This window comes from Halomonas sp. 328 (genome assembly GCF_015645095.1).
Taxonomy (GTDB): domain Bacteria; phylum Pseudomonadota; class Gammaproteobacteria; order Pseudomonadales; family Halomonadaceae; genus Bisbaumannia.
Window position 1 is genome coordinate 1 of the sequence record NZ_JADOTW010000011.1, and the last position, 15,682, is coordinate 15,682.

Annotated in this window: 15 protein-coding genes; 6 read left to right on the forward strand and 9 right to left on the reverse strand. The window is 70.8% G+C overall.

All coding sequences use genetic code 11. The features are described 5' to 3' along the window. Positions 1-126 precede the first annotated feature (126 nt). The gene (locus tag IHD13_RS06960) at positions 127-552 is read right to left on the reverse strand and encodes a VOC family protein (RefSeq protein ID WP_195860316.1); all 426 of its coding nucleotides are present in this window, start codon (positions 550-552) and stop codon (positions 127-129) included. 138 nt (positions 553-690) lie between these two features. Between IHD13_RS06960 and fusA the strand changes: the two genes are divergently transcribed. Continuing rightward, positions 691-2,733, forward strand: a complete 2,043-nt coding sequence (fusA, locus tag IHD13_RS06965) for an elongation factor G (protein ID WP_195860317.1) — start codon at positions 691-693, stop codon at positions 2,731-2,733. A gap of 89 nt (positions 2,734-2,822) precedes the next feature. Here fusA and IHD13_RS06970 read toward each other — a convergent pair whose 3' ends face one another. Together IHD13_RS06970 and IHD13_RS06975 are read right to left on the reverse strand one after the other, a co-directional pair. Then, on the reverse strand, positions 2,823-3,605 hold the full coding sequence (locus tag IHD13_RS06970; protein WP_195860318.1) for a Mut7-C RNAse domain-containing protein: 783 nt from the start codon (positions 3,603-3,605) through the stop codon (positions 2,823-2,825). 82 nt (positions 3,606-3,687) lie between these two features. Further along, positions 3,688-4,581, reverse strand: a complete 894-nt coding sequence (locus IHD13_RS06975; RefSeq protein ID WP_195860319.1) for a DMT family transporter — start codon at positions 4,579-4,581, stop codon at positions 3,688-3,690. 106 nt (positions 4,582-4,687) lie between these two features. On the opposite strand from IHD13_RS06975, the gene IHD13_RS06980 reads away from it, so the two are divergent. The 4 genes from IHD13_RS06980 (at position 4,688) to IHD13_RS06995 (ending at position 7,984) form a co-directional block, all read left to right on the forward strand. Then, positions 4,688-4,978 carry a hypothetical protein gene (locus IHD13_RS06980; protein ID WP_195860320.1) on the forward strand — a complete coding sequence of 97 codons (291 nt, stop codon included), beginning with the start codon at positions 4,688-4,690 and terminating at the stop codon, positions 4,976-4,978. 31 nt (positions 4,979-5,009) lie between these two features. Further along, on the forward strand, positions 5,010-5,642 hold the full coding sequence (locus tag IHD13_RS06985; RefSeq protein ID WP_195860321.1) for a LysE family translocator: 633 nt from the start codon (positions 5,010-5,012) through the stop codon (positions 5,640-5,642). A gap of 22 nt (positions 5,643-5,664) precedes the next feature. Continuing rightward, entirely contained in the window at positions 5,665-6,507 is an 843-nt protein-coding gene (locus IHD13_RS06990; protein WP_195860322.1) for an MOSC domain-containing protein, read from the forward strand. A gap of 67 nt (positions 6,508-6,574) precedes the next feature. Next, positions 6,575-7,984, forward strand: coding sequence for an esterase/lipase family protein (locus IHD13_RS06995; RefSeq protein WP_195860323.1), 1,410 nt, complete (start codon positions 6,575-6,577; stop codon positions 7,982-7,984). Here the strand turns inward: IHD13_RS06995 and IHD13_RS07000 are convergent. From IHD13_RS07000 to IHD13_RS07020, 5 genes are all read right to left on the reverse strand, one after another. Continuing rightward, entirely contained in the window at positions 7,981-8,787 is an 807-nt protein-coding gene (locus IHD13_RS07000; protein ID WP_195860324.1) for an ABC transporter ATP-binding protein, read from the reverse strand. The two genes, IHD13_RS06995 and IHD13_RS07000, sit on opposite strands and share 4 nt — an antisense overlap. A 24-nt stretch (positions 8,788-8,811) precedes the next feature. Then, entirely contained in the window at positions 8,812-9,906 is a 1,095-nt protein-coding gene (locus IHD13_RS07005; protein ID WP_195860325.1) for a FecCD family ABC transporter permease, read from the reverse strand. Between the two features lie 27 nt (positions 9,907-9,933). Further along, positions 9,934-10,956, reverse strand: a complete 1,023-nt coding sequence (locus tag IHD13_RS07010; protein ID WP_195860326.1) for a FecCD family ABC transporter permease — start codon at positions 10,954-10,956, stop codon at positions 9,934-9,936. Continuing rightward, the gene (locus IHD13_RS07015; protein WP_195860327.1) at positions 10,953-11,903 is read right to left on the reverse strand and encodes an ABC transporter substrate-binding protein; all 951 of its coding nucleotides are present in this window, start codon (positions 11,901-11,903) and stop codon (positions 10,953-10,955) included. Before IHD13_RS07015 ends, IHD13_RS07010 begins: the two co-directional genes overlap by 4 nt. A gap of 132 nt (positions 11,904-12,035) precedes the next feature. After that, the gene (locus IHD13_RS07020) at positions 12,036-14,003 is read right to left on the reverse strand and encodes a ligand-gated channel protein (protein ID WP_195860328.1); all 1,968 of its coding nucleotides are present in this window, start codon (positions 14,001-14,003) and stop codon (positions 12,036-12,038) included. 135 nt (positions 14,004-14,138) lie between these two features. On the opposite strand from IHD13_RS07020, the gene IHD13_RS07025 reads away from it, so the two are divergent. Then, on the forward strand, positions 14,139-15,104 hold the full coding sequence (locus IHD13_RS07025; RefSeq protein ID WP_195860329.1) for an arsenic resistance protein: 966 nt from the start codon (positions 14,139-14,141) through the stop codon (positions 15,102-15,104). 118 nt (positions 15,105-15,222) lie between these two features. On the opposite strand, the gene IHD13_RS07030 is transcribed toward IHD13_RS07025, so the two are convergent. Continuing rightward, positions 15,223-15,672, reverse strand: a complete 450-nt coding sequence (locus tag IHD13_RS07030; protein WP_195860330.1) for a hypothetical protein — start codon at positions 15,670-15,672, stop codon at positions 15,223-15,225. Positions 15,673-15,682: the final 10 nt, after the last annotated feature.

Sequence of the window (15,682 nt, forward strand, 5' to 3'; positions counted from 1 at the left end):
GGGGGCGCGGGAGGACGCGCCCCCTCACGAGAAACCGCAGCCCCACCTTTCGGGGCGCCCGCCCCCGGAAAGACGCCCGGGGCCGCGGCCCGGGGCCCCCTCCCCGTCGTCATGAAGGCCTGTCGCTCACTTGGCGAATAGCTGGTTTCTGTCCTTGAAGGCCTTGAACTCCAGGGCGTTGCCGCAGGGGTCGAGCAGGAAGAGGGTGGCCTGCTCGCCCACCTGGCCCTCGAAGCGGATATGGGGGGCGATCACGAAGTCGGTGCCGAGCGACTTCAGGCGCTCGGCCAGGGCCTCCCACTCCTTCCACTCCAGCACCACCCCGAAGTGGGGGACCGGCACGTCATGGCCATCCACCGCATTGGTATGGGCCTGCTCCTGGTGGGGCAGCTTCGGATGCTCGTGGATCACCAACTGGTGACCGAAGAAGTCGAAGTCGACCCAGTGGTCGTCGGCGCGGCCCTCCGCCAGGCCGAACACCTCGCCGTAGAAACGCCGGGCCGCCGGCAGGTCGTGGACGGGAATCGCCAGATGGAAGGGGCTAAGGCTCATGGAAGGGCTCCTGGCAGGGGAGGGAAGCCCCGCGGGGACGCGGGGCGACTCCCGCCAGGATAGCACCGGACTGTCGCCCTCCATCAACGCCGTCCGCGGGCTACCCTTTTAGGGCCGCTATCGTCGGGAGAGCCAGCCATGAGCCACGTCGTACGAGACCCCGCATGCCTGCGCAATATCGCCCTGGTCGGCCAGGCCGGGGCAGGCAAGACCCGCCTGGCCGACGCCCTGTTGGCCGCCGCCGGGGTCGAGGAGCCGGCCGCGCCACGCAAGGGGGCGCCTCCGGGAGAGGGTCAGGAGGCGGCCCTCGAGCACTCCATCACCGCCACGCCCCTGGGCCTGCCCTGGCGAGAGGCCTGGATCAACCTGATCGACACCCCCGGCTACGCCGACTTCCAGGGCGCGGCCCTTTCCATCCTGCCCTCCGTGGAGACGGTGGCGGTGGTGATCGACGCCGAGCGGGGCCTCGACGCCATGGCCCGGCGCCTGCTGGCCTGGGCCGGGGAGCGCGGCCTGTGTCGGATGATCGTCATCAATCGCATCGATGCGGCCCCGGCACGGCTGCCGGCGCTGCTGGAGGCCTTGCGCGAGCAGGTCGGGCCGGAGTGCCTGGCCCTCAACCTGCCGGCCCGGGGGGCGACCCGGGTGGTCGACTGCTTCTTCACCCCCGAGGGGGAAGCGGACTTCGCCTCGGTGGCCGAGGCCCACGAGCAACTGGTGGACCAGGTGGTGGAGCTGGACGACGACCTGATGGCGCTCTACCTGGAGCAGGGCGAGGCCCTGGAGCCGGGCCAGCTCCATGACCCCTTCGAGGCGGCCCTGCGCCAGGGCCATCTGGTGCCGGTGTGTTTCGTCTCGGCGGCCACGGGCGCCGGGGTCGAGGAACTGCTGGAGGTCTTCGCCCGGCTGATGCCCAGCCCCCTGGAGGGCAACCCGCCGCCCTTCCTGCGCATCGATGACGAGGGCGAGAGCGAGTTCCCGGCGCGACCGGATCCCCGGGCCCATGTGCTGGCCCATGTGGTGCGCATCGAGCACGACCCGTATCTCGGCAAGGTGGCGCTGTTCCGGGTCCATCAGGGCACCGTGGGGCGCGATACCCGGCTGTTTGCCGGCGAGGCCCGCAAGCCCTTCCGGGTCGGGACCCTGCTGCGCTTCGAGGGGCGAAGCCCCCGGGAGGTGGCGAGCTGCGGCCCCGGCGAGCTGTGCGCCCTGACCAAGGTGGAGGAGGCGACCCTGGACAGCGTGCTCCACGACTCCCACGACGAGGATCATATCCGCCTGCGCCCGCTGGCCCTGCCGGCCCCGGTGTTCGGCCTGGCGATTGCCGCCACCCGCCATGGCGACGAGCAGCGCCTCTCCGAGGCCCTGACCAGGCTGGTGGAGGAGGACCCGGGGCTCGCCGTGGAGCAGGACGCGGTGACCCAGGAGACGGTGCTGCGTGGCCTCGGCGAGCTGCACCTGCGCACCGCCCTGGAGCGGCTCGCCCAGCGTTTCAAGGTGGAGGTGGCCACCAGCACGCCTTCCATCGCCTACCGCGAGACCATCGCCGCCGCCGCCGAGGGGCATTATCGGCACAAGAAGCAGAGCGGCGGCGCCGGCCAGTTCGGCGAAGTCTTGCTGCGGGTCGAGCCCTTGCCCCGCGGGGCCGGCGTCGAATTCGCCGACACCATCCGCGGCGGCGCCATTCCCTCGTCGCTGTTGCCGGCGGTAGAGAAGGGCGTGCGCCAGGGGCTGGCCGCCGGCGCCCTGGCGGGCTATCCGCTGCAGGACCTGCGCGTCACCGTGCTCGATGGCAAGACCCACCCGGTGGACTCCAAGGAGATCGCCTTCGTGATCGCCGGTCGCAAGGCCTTCCTCGAGGCGGTGCGCCAGGCCAGTCCCCTGGTGCTGGAGCCGGTGGTCGAGCTCACCGTGGAGGCGCCGGGGCGTGCCATGGGCGACCTGACCGCCGACCTGACCACCAGTCGCGGGCGCATCCTCGATACCCAGACCCTGGGCGAACTGGTCAGCCTCCAGGCCCTGGTACCGCTGGCCGAGGTGCTCGACTATCCCCACCGCCTCAACGCCATGACCGGCGGCGCCGGCACCTATGCGCTGCGCTTCAGCCACCACGAGCCGGCCCCGGAGAGCGTGCAGAAGCCACTGATCAAGGCCTATCGTCCGCAGGAGGACGAGAGCTGAGCGCCACTGAAGGCGCCGTCACCCTGGGCAATGTCCCGGCGCGTAGCCGGTGATCGCTCCACCAGCCGATGGTTTCGCCCGGCGGGGGCTTATCCGGAGGGCAGAGGTCCCCGGGGAGGTCGAGAGAGGCTGGCCACCAGCTCGCGCATCCGTGGCAGGTGACTGCCGTGCCAGTAGAGCCGGTCGCAGTCGCGGCATCGCAGGAAGTGGCGCACATGGCGGCGGGTCAGGGGAGCCAGGCGATCGACGATCTCGGCCTTGGGCACCGGCCCGAGGGGCCCGTTGCAGTGGCTGCAGCGGGTGAAGGGGGCGAAGGCATTGAAGAGATCGAAGACCGTGCAGACCTCCTCGAGCTGGTGGCGCGGCGCCGTGGCGCGGACATAGTGGCCGAGCGTGATACAGCGGCGCATCAGCAGGCGACGGTCCCGGGTCAGCAGCACCCGGCCCTCCGACGCGCTGCAGGCGGCCAGCGTTGCGTCATCCAGGTCGTTGCGGTAGCGACAGTCGAAGCCGAGCAGGCGCAGGTAGCCGGCCAGGCGCCCTAGGTGGACGTCCAGCACCCAGCGCGGCGGCCACTCGGGCCGCGGGCGCAGGTGATGGACACGCACCAGGGCGGGGGTCTGAGACCAGGGATAGATATCGAGGCGTCGCGGGACCCCCTCGGCGGGGTCGAGGCGGTGATCGAAGCCCACCGAGACGCCGTCGGCGACGATGACATTGACCTCGGGGTGGGGCACGCCCTGGGCCTCGATCAGGTCCTTGACCGAGGCACGACGACTCAGGACCTGGCGGAAGGGGCGCCGGCGCCGCGTCGGCGGCAGGAAGTCGTTCAGCTCGGCATGGGCCCGAATCTCGATCTCGATACTGGCCATGGCACCTCCCGGGGAGATTCCTTTCAGGGTAGTCGCCGAGCCGCGACACTGAGGGGGGCGACCCAGACCACGCCCCGGGCGCTCAGGGCGTGGGCGGGGCATCCTGCCGGCGCTTCAGGCGCAGCAGGCCGGTGGCGATGGCGGTGCCCACCAGGGTGATGGCCATGCCGGCGAGGACCTGCAGCCCGAGCCGCTCGCCCAGCAGCAGATAGCCCCACAGCAGGGCGCTGACCGGCACCAGGAAGGTCACCGTGGAGGTGGCGGTGGCCCCGGCGCTGGCGATCAGCCCGAAGTAGAGCAGGAAGGCGCCGGTGGTGCTGAAGGCGGCGAGCGCCAGGCCGTTGGCCCAGGCCAGGCCGCCGATCGGCTCCGCCGGCCACAGCCAGAGCCCCGGCAGCAGCAGGAGCAGCGCCGACATGGCCGCGCTGCCCGCCGCCAGGACCCGCACCGGCAGGTGGGCCAGGTAGGCCTTGGAGTAGTTGCTGGCCAGGCCGTAGCAGAAGGTGGCGCCGAGCACGGCGAGGATAAACCAGCCGTCGCCGCCCAGGGCGAAGTCGAGGCGATCCGCCGAGAGCACATAGACGCCGAAGAAGGCCAGGGCCAGCCCCAGGTACTGCTGGCGCCGGATCGGGGTGGCGAAGCAGAGCGCCCCCAGCAGGGCGGTGAAGATCGGCGTGGTGGCATTGATCAACGAGGTGAAGCCCGCCTCCAGCCGGGTGGTGGCCAGGGCCAGCAGCGAGAAGGGCAGCACATGGTTGACCAGGCCCAGCAGCAGCAGGCCACCCTTGTTCTGCCACACCAGGCGCAGGTAGCGCAGGCTGAGCAGCAGCGGAATCAGCAGCAGGGCCCCCACCCCCATGCGCACCAGGATCAAGGGCACCGGGCCGAACTCCGGCACCGCCACCCGCATAAAGATGAAGGAGAGCCCCCATAGCGAGGAGAGCAGCAGCAGGCGCAGGGAATCGGCCGGTGACATAGGGGCTCCGTCAAGAGGGGGCAAGGCCTGGCATCGCCTGGCACTAGGGTCTGGCGATGGCTCTGGTATAGTAGGGGAGCATCCCCAGGGAACACCAGATACGCCTATGTCCGCCGATCTGAATGACTTCGAGGAGAGCATCCGTCGCGAGATCGATGCCTTCACCAAACCCAAGAAGCCCCCGACCCCCAAGCCGCCGAAGCCGGCGGTGAGCTCCCATCGCGTCGGCTACCGCGTCAAGCTGGCGGTGCGACCCCGACAACTCGCCCTGGACGAGGTCTTCGAGTACGAGTCCTCCAGCATCTCCAAGCTGGAAGCGCAGATGGAGGCCGAGAAGGCCGCCCGCCAGGCGGGCTACCCCATCATCGGCTACCTGATCGATATCGAACGGCTCTGAGCCGGCTTCCCCAACGCAAAGGACGGCACCCATGGAGCTATGGACCTGGCTGACTTACGTGGGCGTGATCAGCGCCCTGATCATCTTTCCCGGCCCGGTGGCGCTGCTGTGCACCGCCCACGGGCTGCGCTTCGGCCGCCACCGCGCCACCGCCACGGTGCTCGGCGGCACCCTGGCCTCGCTGGTGATGATGACGCTCTCCGCCCTGGGGCTCGGTGCCATCCTGGCTACCTCCGAGGCCGCCTTCCAACTGCTCAAGCTGCTCGGCGGCGCCTACCTGATCTTTCTCGGCCTGCAGGCCTGGCTGGCCCGGCCCGAGACCCCCAGCCAAGGGGGACCGGCGCCGGAGAGGGTGGTCGGCACCTCGATTCCGCGGCTGTTTCGCCATGGTTTCATGGTGGGGATCAGCAATCCCAAGGACCTGCTCTTCTTCGCGGCCCTGTTTCCCAACTTCATCAGCGTCGGCGAGCCGCAGTTCATGCAGTTCGCCATCCTGGCGCTGACCTGGCTGGTGATCGACATCAGCCTGATGTCGACCTATGCCGCCATGGGCTCCGGCCTGGGGCGCTGGTTCGACCGCCCCGGCCGGGTGCGGGCCTTCAATCGCGCCACCGGCGGACTCTTCATGGCGGCCGGGGGCTCCCTGGTCGCTACCAGTCAGTAGGCCTATCGTTCAGGAGTCGAGGATGCAGATCACCCATGTCGCCATCTATCCGGTCAAGTCGCTGGGCGGCATCGCCCTGGACGCGGCCGAGCTCGGTCCCCGAGGGCTCGAGTGGGACCGCCGCTGGATGGTGGTGGACGAGAGCGGGCGCTTCGTCACCCAGCGCCAGTTGCCGGCCATGGCGCGGGTCTCCGTGCGCCTGGAGGCGACGGCCCTGGTGCTGGAGCACCCCGAGGCGGCGCCGCTGAGCGTGCCGCTGGCGCCGCGGGAGCGCCCCCGTCTCGAGGTCGAGATCTTCAAGCAGCGTTGCCCGGGCCTCGATGAAGGGGAGGCGGCGGCCGGCTGGCTGACCGAGGTGCTGGGCCGCGTCCGGGGGCAGGGCCTGCGGCTGGTGCGTTTTCCCGACGACCATCGCCGCGCGGTGGAACCCGACCATCTGCGCGATGGCGAGCACGCCCATACCGGCTTCGCCGATGGCTACCCCCTGCTGGTGGCCAACCAGGCCTCCCTGGACGCCCTCAACGAGGTCTTGCGGGGCAAGGGCCTGGCCCCGGTGCCCATGGCGCGTTTCCGGCCCAATCTCGTTGTCGCCGGTGCCGAGGCCTTCGCCGAAGATGGCTGGGAGAGCCTGGTGGCCGGGGATGGCCGCTATCACCTGGGGCTGCGCAAGCCCTGCAAGCGTTGCCAGATTCCCACCGTCGATCAGAGTAGCGGTGAGATCCCCCAGGCCGGCGAACCGCTGCAGACCCTGATCGAGATGAAGACCCAGCCCCACCTCAAGGGGGGGTATTTCGGCCAGAACGCCATCCTGCTGGCCGGGGAGGGGGAGACGCTGCGGGTGGGAGAGACGCTCACCACGAACTAAGCTGGGATCAGGGTCGCCGGGCCACGGCGGCCGCCCCATCCGGGGCCTGTGGAGGGAGAGGCGCGCCATGGCCCAGCGACCCCTGATCCTGCTGCATGGCTGGAACGACACCGGCGAGGCCTTCGAGCGCCTGGCCGGTCACCTGCGTCGCCACCTGGGGGCCAGGCGCATTCAGCGCATCGCCATCGGCGACTACCTTTCCCGCCACGACGCCCTGCGCTTCGATGACCTCCAGGCGGCCCTGGAGCAGGCCTGGACCCGGGAAGGCTTGCCTCGCGCCCCGGCCAGCGTGGATGCCATCGTCCACTCCACCGGCGGCCTGGTGATCCGCGACTGGCTGGCCCGCCACTTCGCCCCCGACGCCTACCCCATCAAGCACCTGGTGATGCTGGCCCCGGCCAACTTCGGCTCGCCCCTGGCCCATCACGGGCGCTCGCTGGTGGGGCGGGCGATCAATGGCTTCTTCCATGCCCAGCCGGAGCAGCCGCGCTTCGAGGCCGGCGCCGGGATCCTGCGCGGCCTGGAGCTGGCCAGCCCCTACAGCTGGGAGCTGGCGCTGCGTGACCGCTTCGCTAGCGAACCGGGCCCCTTCGCCCCGGGGCGCACCCTGTGCAGCGTGCTGGTGGGCAACCAGGGCTATGGCGGCATCCGCTCGGTGGCCAACGAGGCGGGGGGCGATGGCACGGTGCGCATTTCCACCGCCAACCTCAACTGCGCCCGGGGCCAGATTCACTTCGAGGAGGGCCACCAGGCGGGGCAGCCGGTCACGGTGCCGCGCCTGGCGGGCTGGCAGGACTCCAGCGGACGCTGCGCCTTTCGCCTCGTCGACGGCCTGGATCACACCACCATCAAGCTCGATGCCCCGGAGAGCCGGTTCAGCGGTGCCCAGCGCCTGGCCCTGGGGCTGATCCTCGAGGCCCTGAGGGTGGAGGATGACGGCTTCACGGCCCACTGCGACGCCTGGGAGGCGGCGACCGCGGCCCTGACCCAGGCCCCCGGCGAGCGGCGGGGCAAGCCCGGCTACCAGAACACCCTGGTGCGGGTGGTGGATCAGTTCGGGGCGCCGGTGTCGGACTATTTGATCGAGTTCTACGATCCCCGGGACGATCGCCGCGACGGTGGCGCCCTGGCCCGGGTGATGCACGAGAAGGTGATCCTCAAGGTGCATCCCTACGGTGATGACACCTCCTACCGCAGCTTCTATATCGATACCGCCCGGCTGCGTCACGAGGTGGCCAAGGCCGGCACCGAGCTTGGCCTGTCGATCACCGCCGACCCCATGCTGGGGCCGGAGGCGGCGGATCCCCCGGTGGGTTTTCTCACCTACGCCGACGAGGATATCGACGACCTGCGGCTGGACGCGGGCCAGCTGGCCGCCTTCTTCCGGCCCCATCGTACCTTGATAGTGGACATCGTCCTGCATCGTTCCCAGCACGAGCGGGTCGTGACGCTGCGCGACGCTGCCGCCCCGGATTAGCGGCTGGCACGCACCCGGCGCAGGTCGGTGAGCACCGGGGTGCCGGTGGCCGGGTCGCTGAGCAGGGTGCACTCCACGTCATAGAGCGCGCGGACCAGCTCCCGGGTGACCACCGCGGCGGGCGGGCCCTGGGCGATGATGCGCCCGTCGCGCATGGCCACCAGGTGATCGGCGTAGCGGCAGGCACTGGGCAGGTCATGCAGTACCAGGGCCAGGGTGCGGCCGGCCTCGGCCAGGCGGCGCACCAGCTCGAAGACCTCCAGCTGGTGGCCCAGGTCCAGCGCCGAGGTGGGTTCGTCGAGCAGCAGCAGCGGGGTCTGCTGGGCGATGGTCATGGCGATCCAGGCGCGCTGGCGCTGGCCGCCGGAGAGCGATTCCAGGGGTCGCTCGGCCAGGCTCTCCAGGTCCGCCGCGGCCAGGGCCTCCTCGACCGCCCGCTGGTCGTCGCCGGACCACTGCCGCAGCCAGCCCTGGTGGGGCTGGCGGCCGAAGCGGATCAGGTCGCCCACGGTGAGCCCCTCCGGGGCCGTGGCCTCCTGGGGTAGCAGCGCCAGGCGCCGGGCCAGGGTGCGCGCCGGCAGGCGCCGGATGTCCTCGCCGTCGAGCAGTACCGCGCCGCCCCCCGGCGTATGCAGCCGGGCCAGGCCGGCCAGCAGGGTCGACTTGCCGCAGCCGTTGGGGCCGACGATGGCGGTGACCCGGCCCGGCGGCAGGCTCAGGTCGAGGCCGTCGATCACGGCCTGGCGGCCGTGGGCCAGGCGGAGGTCCTGGGCCTGGAGGCGATGGGAGTGGGCGGCGGTCATCTCGGACTCCTTTCGATGGGGGCTTCAGGCCAGGGATTTGGCGGCGGGGCGCAACAGGATCCACAGCAGCCAGGGGCCGCCGACGATGGCGGTGACGATGCCCACCGGCAGCTCGATGGGGGCCAGCAGCAGCCGTCCGGCCAGGTCGGCCAGGACCATCACCAGGGCCCCGGCCAGGGCCGAGGCGAGGATCGGCACGCCGCGTCGAGAGGCCAGGGAACGGGCGATCTCCGGCCCCACCAGCCCCACCAGGCCCACCGGGCCGGCCACCGCCACCGCCAGGCCGGTGAGCAGCACCGACAGCGACAGCACCTGCCAGCGGCGCCGGCGCAGCATGACGCCGAGGCCGCTGGCCACGGCGTCGCTGAAGCGCATCAGGTTCAGTGAGCGGGCCAGCGCCAGCGCCAGCGGCAGGCCGACGGCCAGGCCGATGGCCAGCACCGTGACCGCCTGGCCGGAGCGGGCATTGAGGGTGCCCACCGTCCAGGGGTAGGCGGCATTGGCGGTATCGATGGCCACCCGCGCCAGCAGCAGTTGGGTGACGGCCCCGAACACTGCCCCCACGCCGATGCCGGCGACGATAAAGCGGTAGCCCCGGGTGTCGCCACCGCTGGCCAGGCCGAAGGTGAGGGCCGCGGCGGTGGCGGCCCCGGCCAGGGCCATGGCCGGCGGGGCCAGGGAGACGCCGAGGCCCACCACCGAGGCCACGGCGAAGGCGGTGGCGCCGTTGTCGATGCCGATGATCCCCGGAGTGGCCAGGCGGTTGCGGGCCAGGGTCTGCATCAGGCAGCCGGCCACGGCGAAGGCGGCGCCGGTGAGCCAGGCCGCCACCAGGCGTGGCAGGCGCAGCTCCTGAACCAGGAAAACGGCCATGGGGTCGCCGCCGCCGATCAGGCCGGCGAGGAGTTCGCCGGGGCCCAGGGTCACGCTGCCCAGGGCCAGGTAGGCGGCGGAGGCCGCCAGCAGGCCGAGCAGCAGCAGCAGGGTGACGACCAGGTCGCGCTTGTCGATGAGCAGGCTATGGCCGCCCCGGGCCAGGCGCCAGCGCCCCGGCGGTACACCGACCTCGGAGGACGTCTCGGCGCGCCGGCAGGCGGTATCGACGGAACTTAACAGCATGAGGGCTCCAGGCGTTTCTTTCCTGACTCAGAGGGTCGGCAGGCGGCGGGCGCGGACCACGGCCACCAGCACCGGGGCGCCGCACAGGGCGGTCAGCACGCCCAGCGACAGCTCTGAGGGGGCCACCAGCAGTCGCGAGACGATATCGGCGGTGATCACCATCAGTGGGCCCAGGGGCAGGCAGAGCCAGAGGGTACGGCGAATGTCCGGCCCGGCCAGGGCGCGGGCGGCGAAGGGCACCACCAGGCCGACGAAGGCGATGGGGCCGGCGATGGCGGTGGCCGCCCCCACCAGTAGCGCCACCGCCAGGACCACCAGGCCGCGCACCCGTCCCGGGCGATGGCCGAGCCCCGAGGCGACCCGCTCGCCCAGGGCCAGGGCCGCCAGGGGGCGGGCCACCAGCACGGTGATGGTCAGTGCCAGGGCCAGGCTGGGCAGCACCGCCAGCAGGTCTTCCAGGCGGCGCCCGGAGAGGCTGCCGATCACCCAGAAGCGGATCTCGTCGGCGGCGCGCTGATCGAAGAGCAGCAGCAGGGAGGTGAGGGCGGCCAGCAGGGCCGAGAAGGCGGCCCCGGCCAGTACCAAGCGAACAGGATCGTTGCCCAGGCCGCGCAGTCGCGCCACCCCCAGCACGCAGAGGCAGCCGGCCAGGGCGCCGAGCTGGGCCACCGCCACCCGCAGGGTGGCGGCGCTGGCACCCAGCCACAGGGCCAGGGCCACGGCGAAGGCGGCCCCGGCGCTGACCCCCAGCAGGCCGGGCTCGGCCAGGGGGTTGCGCGAGACTGCCTGGAGCAGGGCCCCAGCCACGCCCAGGGCCAGGCCCACCGCCGCGCCGACCAGGGTGCGCGGCAGGCGCAAGGAGCCCACCACGAAGCGGGCCTCGTCGTCACCGCCCCCGGCCAGCACCGCCAGGGCCCGGGCCGGGGTCACCTCCCCGGCGCCCAGCAGCAGGCTGCCCAGTGCCGCCAGGGCCAGCAGCAGGCCGAGGCCGATCAGCGGCCGGCCCAGCCCCTCGGGCAGGCCACGATGCGACAGGACCCGGGCGGTCATCGGGGCAGCAGGGCCGCTTCGATATCGTCGAGCACCGCCTGGGCGGCCAGGGGGCCGCTGGCGCTGGTCCACAACTGGCCATCCACCGCGACCACCCGATCATTGGCCACCGCCTCGAGGCGGGCGAAGGCCGGCGAGGTGCGCGCCGCCTCCAGGGCTTCCTGCCCATCGGCATTGAGGGTGGCCAGGAACAGCCAGTCGCTATCGACCCGACCCAGGTTCTCCAGGCTCAGCGGATCGCTGTGGGCACTCTCGCCGGGAATCAGGCCGGCGTCATTGATCGTCAGGCCGGCGGCCTGCATCAGGCCGGTGGTGAACAGCTGGTCGGACATCACCAGGGGGCCCTGGGGCATCCAGCGCACCAGGCTGGCGTCGCCGCTAACCTCGGCCTCATCCAGCGCCGCGGCGAGCTCATGGGCGCGACTTTCCACCTCGGCGAGGGCCGTCTCCATTTGGGCTTCGCGTCCCAGCGCCTGACCATAGAGCCGTGACTCCGCCTTCCAGGCCTGCGGATCCAGGCCCTGACTAAGGGGCACCACGGTGGGGGCGATACGCGACAGCAGGGCGTACTGTTCGTCGGCGAGTTGCGGTGGCGCCAGGATCAGGTCCGGGCGCTGGGCCAGCACCGCCTCCAGGTTGATCTCGCGCACCACGCCGACGATGGCCAGCGCCGCGTCGGGGTGGTGAGCGGCCAGGTAGTCATCGATATAGCCGGCCACGCCATCGCCGCCGCGGGTGGTCACGGCGCCCAGCGGTACCACGCCGCTGGCCAGGGCCGCGTCCAGGGCGCCTTCGTAGAGGGTCACGACCCGCTGCGGGTCGTCGCCGACCTCCACGGGACCATGGGCGGTCTTCACGGTGGTGGCCAGGGCGGATTGGCCGGTGGCCAGGCCGAGCAGCAGGACCAGGCCGGCGAAGGGGCGGCGAGGTAAGGCAGACGGTGACATGGGACTCTCCTTGAGTGTCATGCGGGTGTCGTCCCCGCGAGCGGGGACGACAAGGGGGGGAATGTTAATCAATTTCAAACGCACCTTCGTGCCGAGAATGTCGAACGGGGCGTTCGAAGAGTCGCAACGGGCTCAGAAGCTGACGTTGAGGCCCAGCCACAGGCGACGACCGTCCTCCACATAGCCGTACTCCTCGTAGGTGACTGCCTCGTCGAAGAGGTTGTAGATGCCGGCATTGATCCGCGCATTGGGGGTCAGCTGGTAACCGAGACCGGTATCCACGAAGGTGTAGGAGGGCGCCACCAGGGAGCCCTGGGAGGGGCCGGTGGTGGGCTGGCTCTCTTCGCCGCGGTAGGTCACCCGGGTCCATTGGTCGAGGCGCTCGGAGGCCTGCCAGTCGAGGCTCAGGCTGGCCTGGTGGCGCGGCAGCTGGGTCAGCGGCTCGCCGGCGTACTGGCCGCTATTCTGTTCGGAATCGGTGAAGGTGTAGCTGCCGGTGAGGGCCAGGGCCTCGCCCAGGGGAGCGGTGACGAACAGCTCGACGCCCTGGGTGACCGCCTCGTCGACATTGACCCGGTAGGTGGGGTCGCTGCCGAACTGGTTAGGGCCGTCGGTGCAGACGTCCGTGGGGCAGGCAATCCGGGTGATCTTGTCCTCGAAGTCGTTATGGTAGAGGGTCAGGCCGCCGCTCAGGCCGCTATCATTGGCATAGAGCAGCGACAGCTCCTTGTTCAGCGAGGTCTCCGGCTGCAGGTCGGGGTTGCCGTAGATATTGCCGCCGCGGCTCACCTGTCCCCAGTCCGGGGTGATCTCGCGCAGGCTCGGCGAACGGTAGCCGGTGGAGACGCCGCCCTTGAGGGTCCACTCCGGGGTCAGGCTGAAGACGCTGTAGAGGCGCGGGCTGAGGTGGCTGCCGTAGTTCTCGTTGTCGTCCAGGCGCACCCCGCCGGTCAGTGCCCAGCGTTCGGTGAGCATCCATTCGTCCTCGATGAACAGCGCCCACTGGCTGCTGGAGACCCGGGTGCGCTCGGAGATCTGGTTGCTGGTCTGGTCATCCAGCGACTCCTCCCGGTACTCGGCGCCCAGGGTCAGCATATGCAGGCCCAGCGGCAGCACCAGGCTGCTGCGGGCATGGGTGTTGGTGATCTCCATCTCGCGAGAGGCGTTCTCGCTCACCTCGCGCTGCAGGTGGGTCTCGCTGGTGCCGATGGCCCAGCGTCCGCTGTGGGTCAGCGCCACCTGCTCGTTGGTGTAGTCGCCGAAGCTGTCCGAGCAGCCGCCGCGGCAGCCTTCGCTGGGTGCCGAACGGCCCATCAGCGACTGGCGTTCCTGGCGGGTGCGTCCGGCTTCGAGGGCGATATCGTGATCCTGGTGGGGCGTCAGGGTCAGGCGGGCGGTGAGGTTCTGCAGGCGCTTGTCCTCGTAGCCGTTGAGGATGTCGTCCTCGTCGCGCTGGGAGGTGCGGCCATAGACCTGCAGGCCCAGCAGGTCGGGCACCAGGGGGCCGCTGAGGTAGACATTGGCCTGGCGACTGTCGCCGGAGGCGCGATCCTCCTGGAGCACGGTGTCGAGTTGCAGCTCGCCATGCCACGCCTCGGCGACCTTGCGGGTGATAACGTTGATGACCCCGCCGATGGCGTCCGAGCCGTAGAGGGTCGACATGGGGCCACGGATCACTTCGATACGCTCGATGGCGGACAGCGGCGGCAGCCAGTCCTGCTCGAAGCCGGCGCTGCCATTGGGCCGCGACTCCCGGGAGTTGCGTGGCCGGCCATCCACCAGCAGCAGGGTGTACTGGGCCGGCATGCCGCGGATGCTGATATCGGCGCCGCGATCGCCGGCGCCGCCGCCGGTGACGATCACCCCCGGCACGTCGCGCAGGGCATCGGTGATGTCCCGGTAGTGGCGTCGCTGGAGTTGCTCGCGGCCGATCACGCTGATGGAGGCCGGGGCGTCCTGGGCCTGCTGCTCGAAGCCCGCCGCGGTGACGACGATATGGTCGAGTCGCTGGCCGTCATCGGCCAGGGCTGCCTGGGAAGAGAGGGCCGCCAGGGTGGCGATGGTGCCGGACAGCAGGGGTCGGGCCAGGGGATGAGACATGAACTCGCTCCTTGAGTAGGATGCCGACAGATCAGGGGATGGCTTAAACGATAACGAGTCCCATTATTGCATTATGTTTGCAGCCTAATCGTCGAACGGTACGTTCGCCGAATCACAACGGGGTGAGGAGAGGCCATGCGGGAACGGCTGGAACAGTACCAGGTGGGGCTCTACCTGCTGGCGGTGGGGGCTGGCCTGTGGGTGGGCGCTTACTGGGGGAGCCTGGCCGAGGCCCTGACGGCGGAGCTCTGGCTGCTGCTGGGGGCCCTGCTCTATGCCACCTTCACCCAGGTGCCCCTGGCCGGGGCCTGGCGACGGTTGGCGAGGACTCGCTTGCTGGCGGCGGCCCTGCTGGGAAACTTCCTGGTGATACCGCTGCTGCTCTGGGGGCTGGCGCAGTTGCCCCTGGCGCCGCCGGTACTGCTGGGCATCCTGCTGGTACTGCTGGTGCCCTGCACCGACTGGTTCCTGGTCTTTACCCATCTGGGCGGCGGCGACACTCCCGCCGCCCTGGCCCTGACGCCGCTGAGCCTGTTGCTGCAACTGCTGTTGCTGCCCCTCTACCTCTGGTGGTTTCTCGACCAGGCGGCCCTGGCGGGACTGCTGCGGCAGGAACTGCTGGTGGCCTTCGTCGGGTTGATCCTGCTGCCCCTGGTGGCGGCCTGGCTGACCGAGCGCTGGGCCGGACGGGGCCCGAGCGAGCGGCGCCTGCCACGGCAACGTCTGGTGGCCGGATTGGGCTGGCTGCCGGTGCCGCTGCTGGCCCTGGTGCTCTTGCTGGTGGCAGCGGGTCAGGTGGGGGTAGTGAGCGATCACTCGGGCCTGTTGCTCGGCCTGGTGCCGCTATTCGCCGCCTTCCTCGGCGTGGCCCTGGGGCTCGCCTGGCTGTTGAGTCGTGCCTTCCGCCTGCCCGCCGCCCAGGGCCGGGTGCTGGCCTTCGGCTTCGGCTCGCGCAACTCCTTCGTGGTACTGCCGCTGGCCCTGGCGCTGCCCGCCGGCTTCGAGGCCGCGGTCAGCGTGGTGGTGATCCAGTCCCTGGTCGAGCTGCTCGGCATGCTGCTCTTCCTGCGCTGGGTCCCCCGCCTCTTTCCGCTGCCTTAGGCCTTTGACCCGATGGGGGGAGCCTGCTGGAGCAGGCGATGGGTAGGCCACCGTCCCCCTGCATCGCGTCAAGGAAACACCCCCTCCGTGGGTTGCCCCGCGGCCTCGATGCCGGGGGTCAGCGGCGGGCCTCGAGGGCGAAGTCGAGGATCCGCCAGCGCCCCAGCCACACCTTGCCCAGGTAGATGCCCGGCTCCACCTCGCGGATCTCGTCGCGCACCGCGCGGAAGAAGAAGGAGGTGCTGGCGTAGTCGATGACGATGGTTTCCTTGCCGTCCATCCAGCTCTCGCCCCGGTACACCTTGGCGACCACGAAGCTGAGACTGAAGGGGGTGATCTTGTTGACCAGCACCCCGGCGGAGCCGTCCTCCGCGAACATGTCGAAGACCTTGCCCTGCCAGGCGAAGAGCCGCGCGAAGCGGGCGTAGGCCCGGGCGAAGAGGCTGCCGGTGACGATGGGGGTACCGCGGGTCTCGCCCCGGGGCATCTGGCCCGGGCTGGCCTGACGATAGAGCTCGTCGAGGCGTTCCCGGCTCAGGCCCAACCAGGCTTGCACGGTCGCACTCATGGCCCTTCCT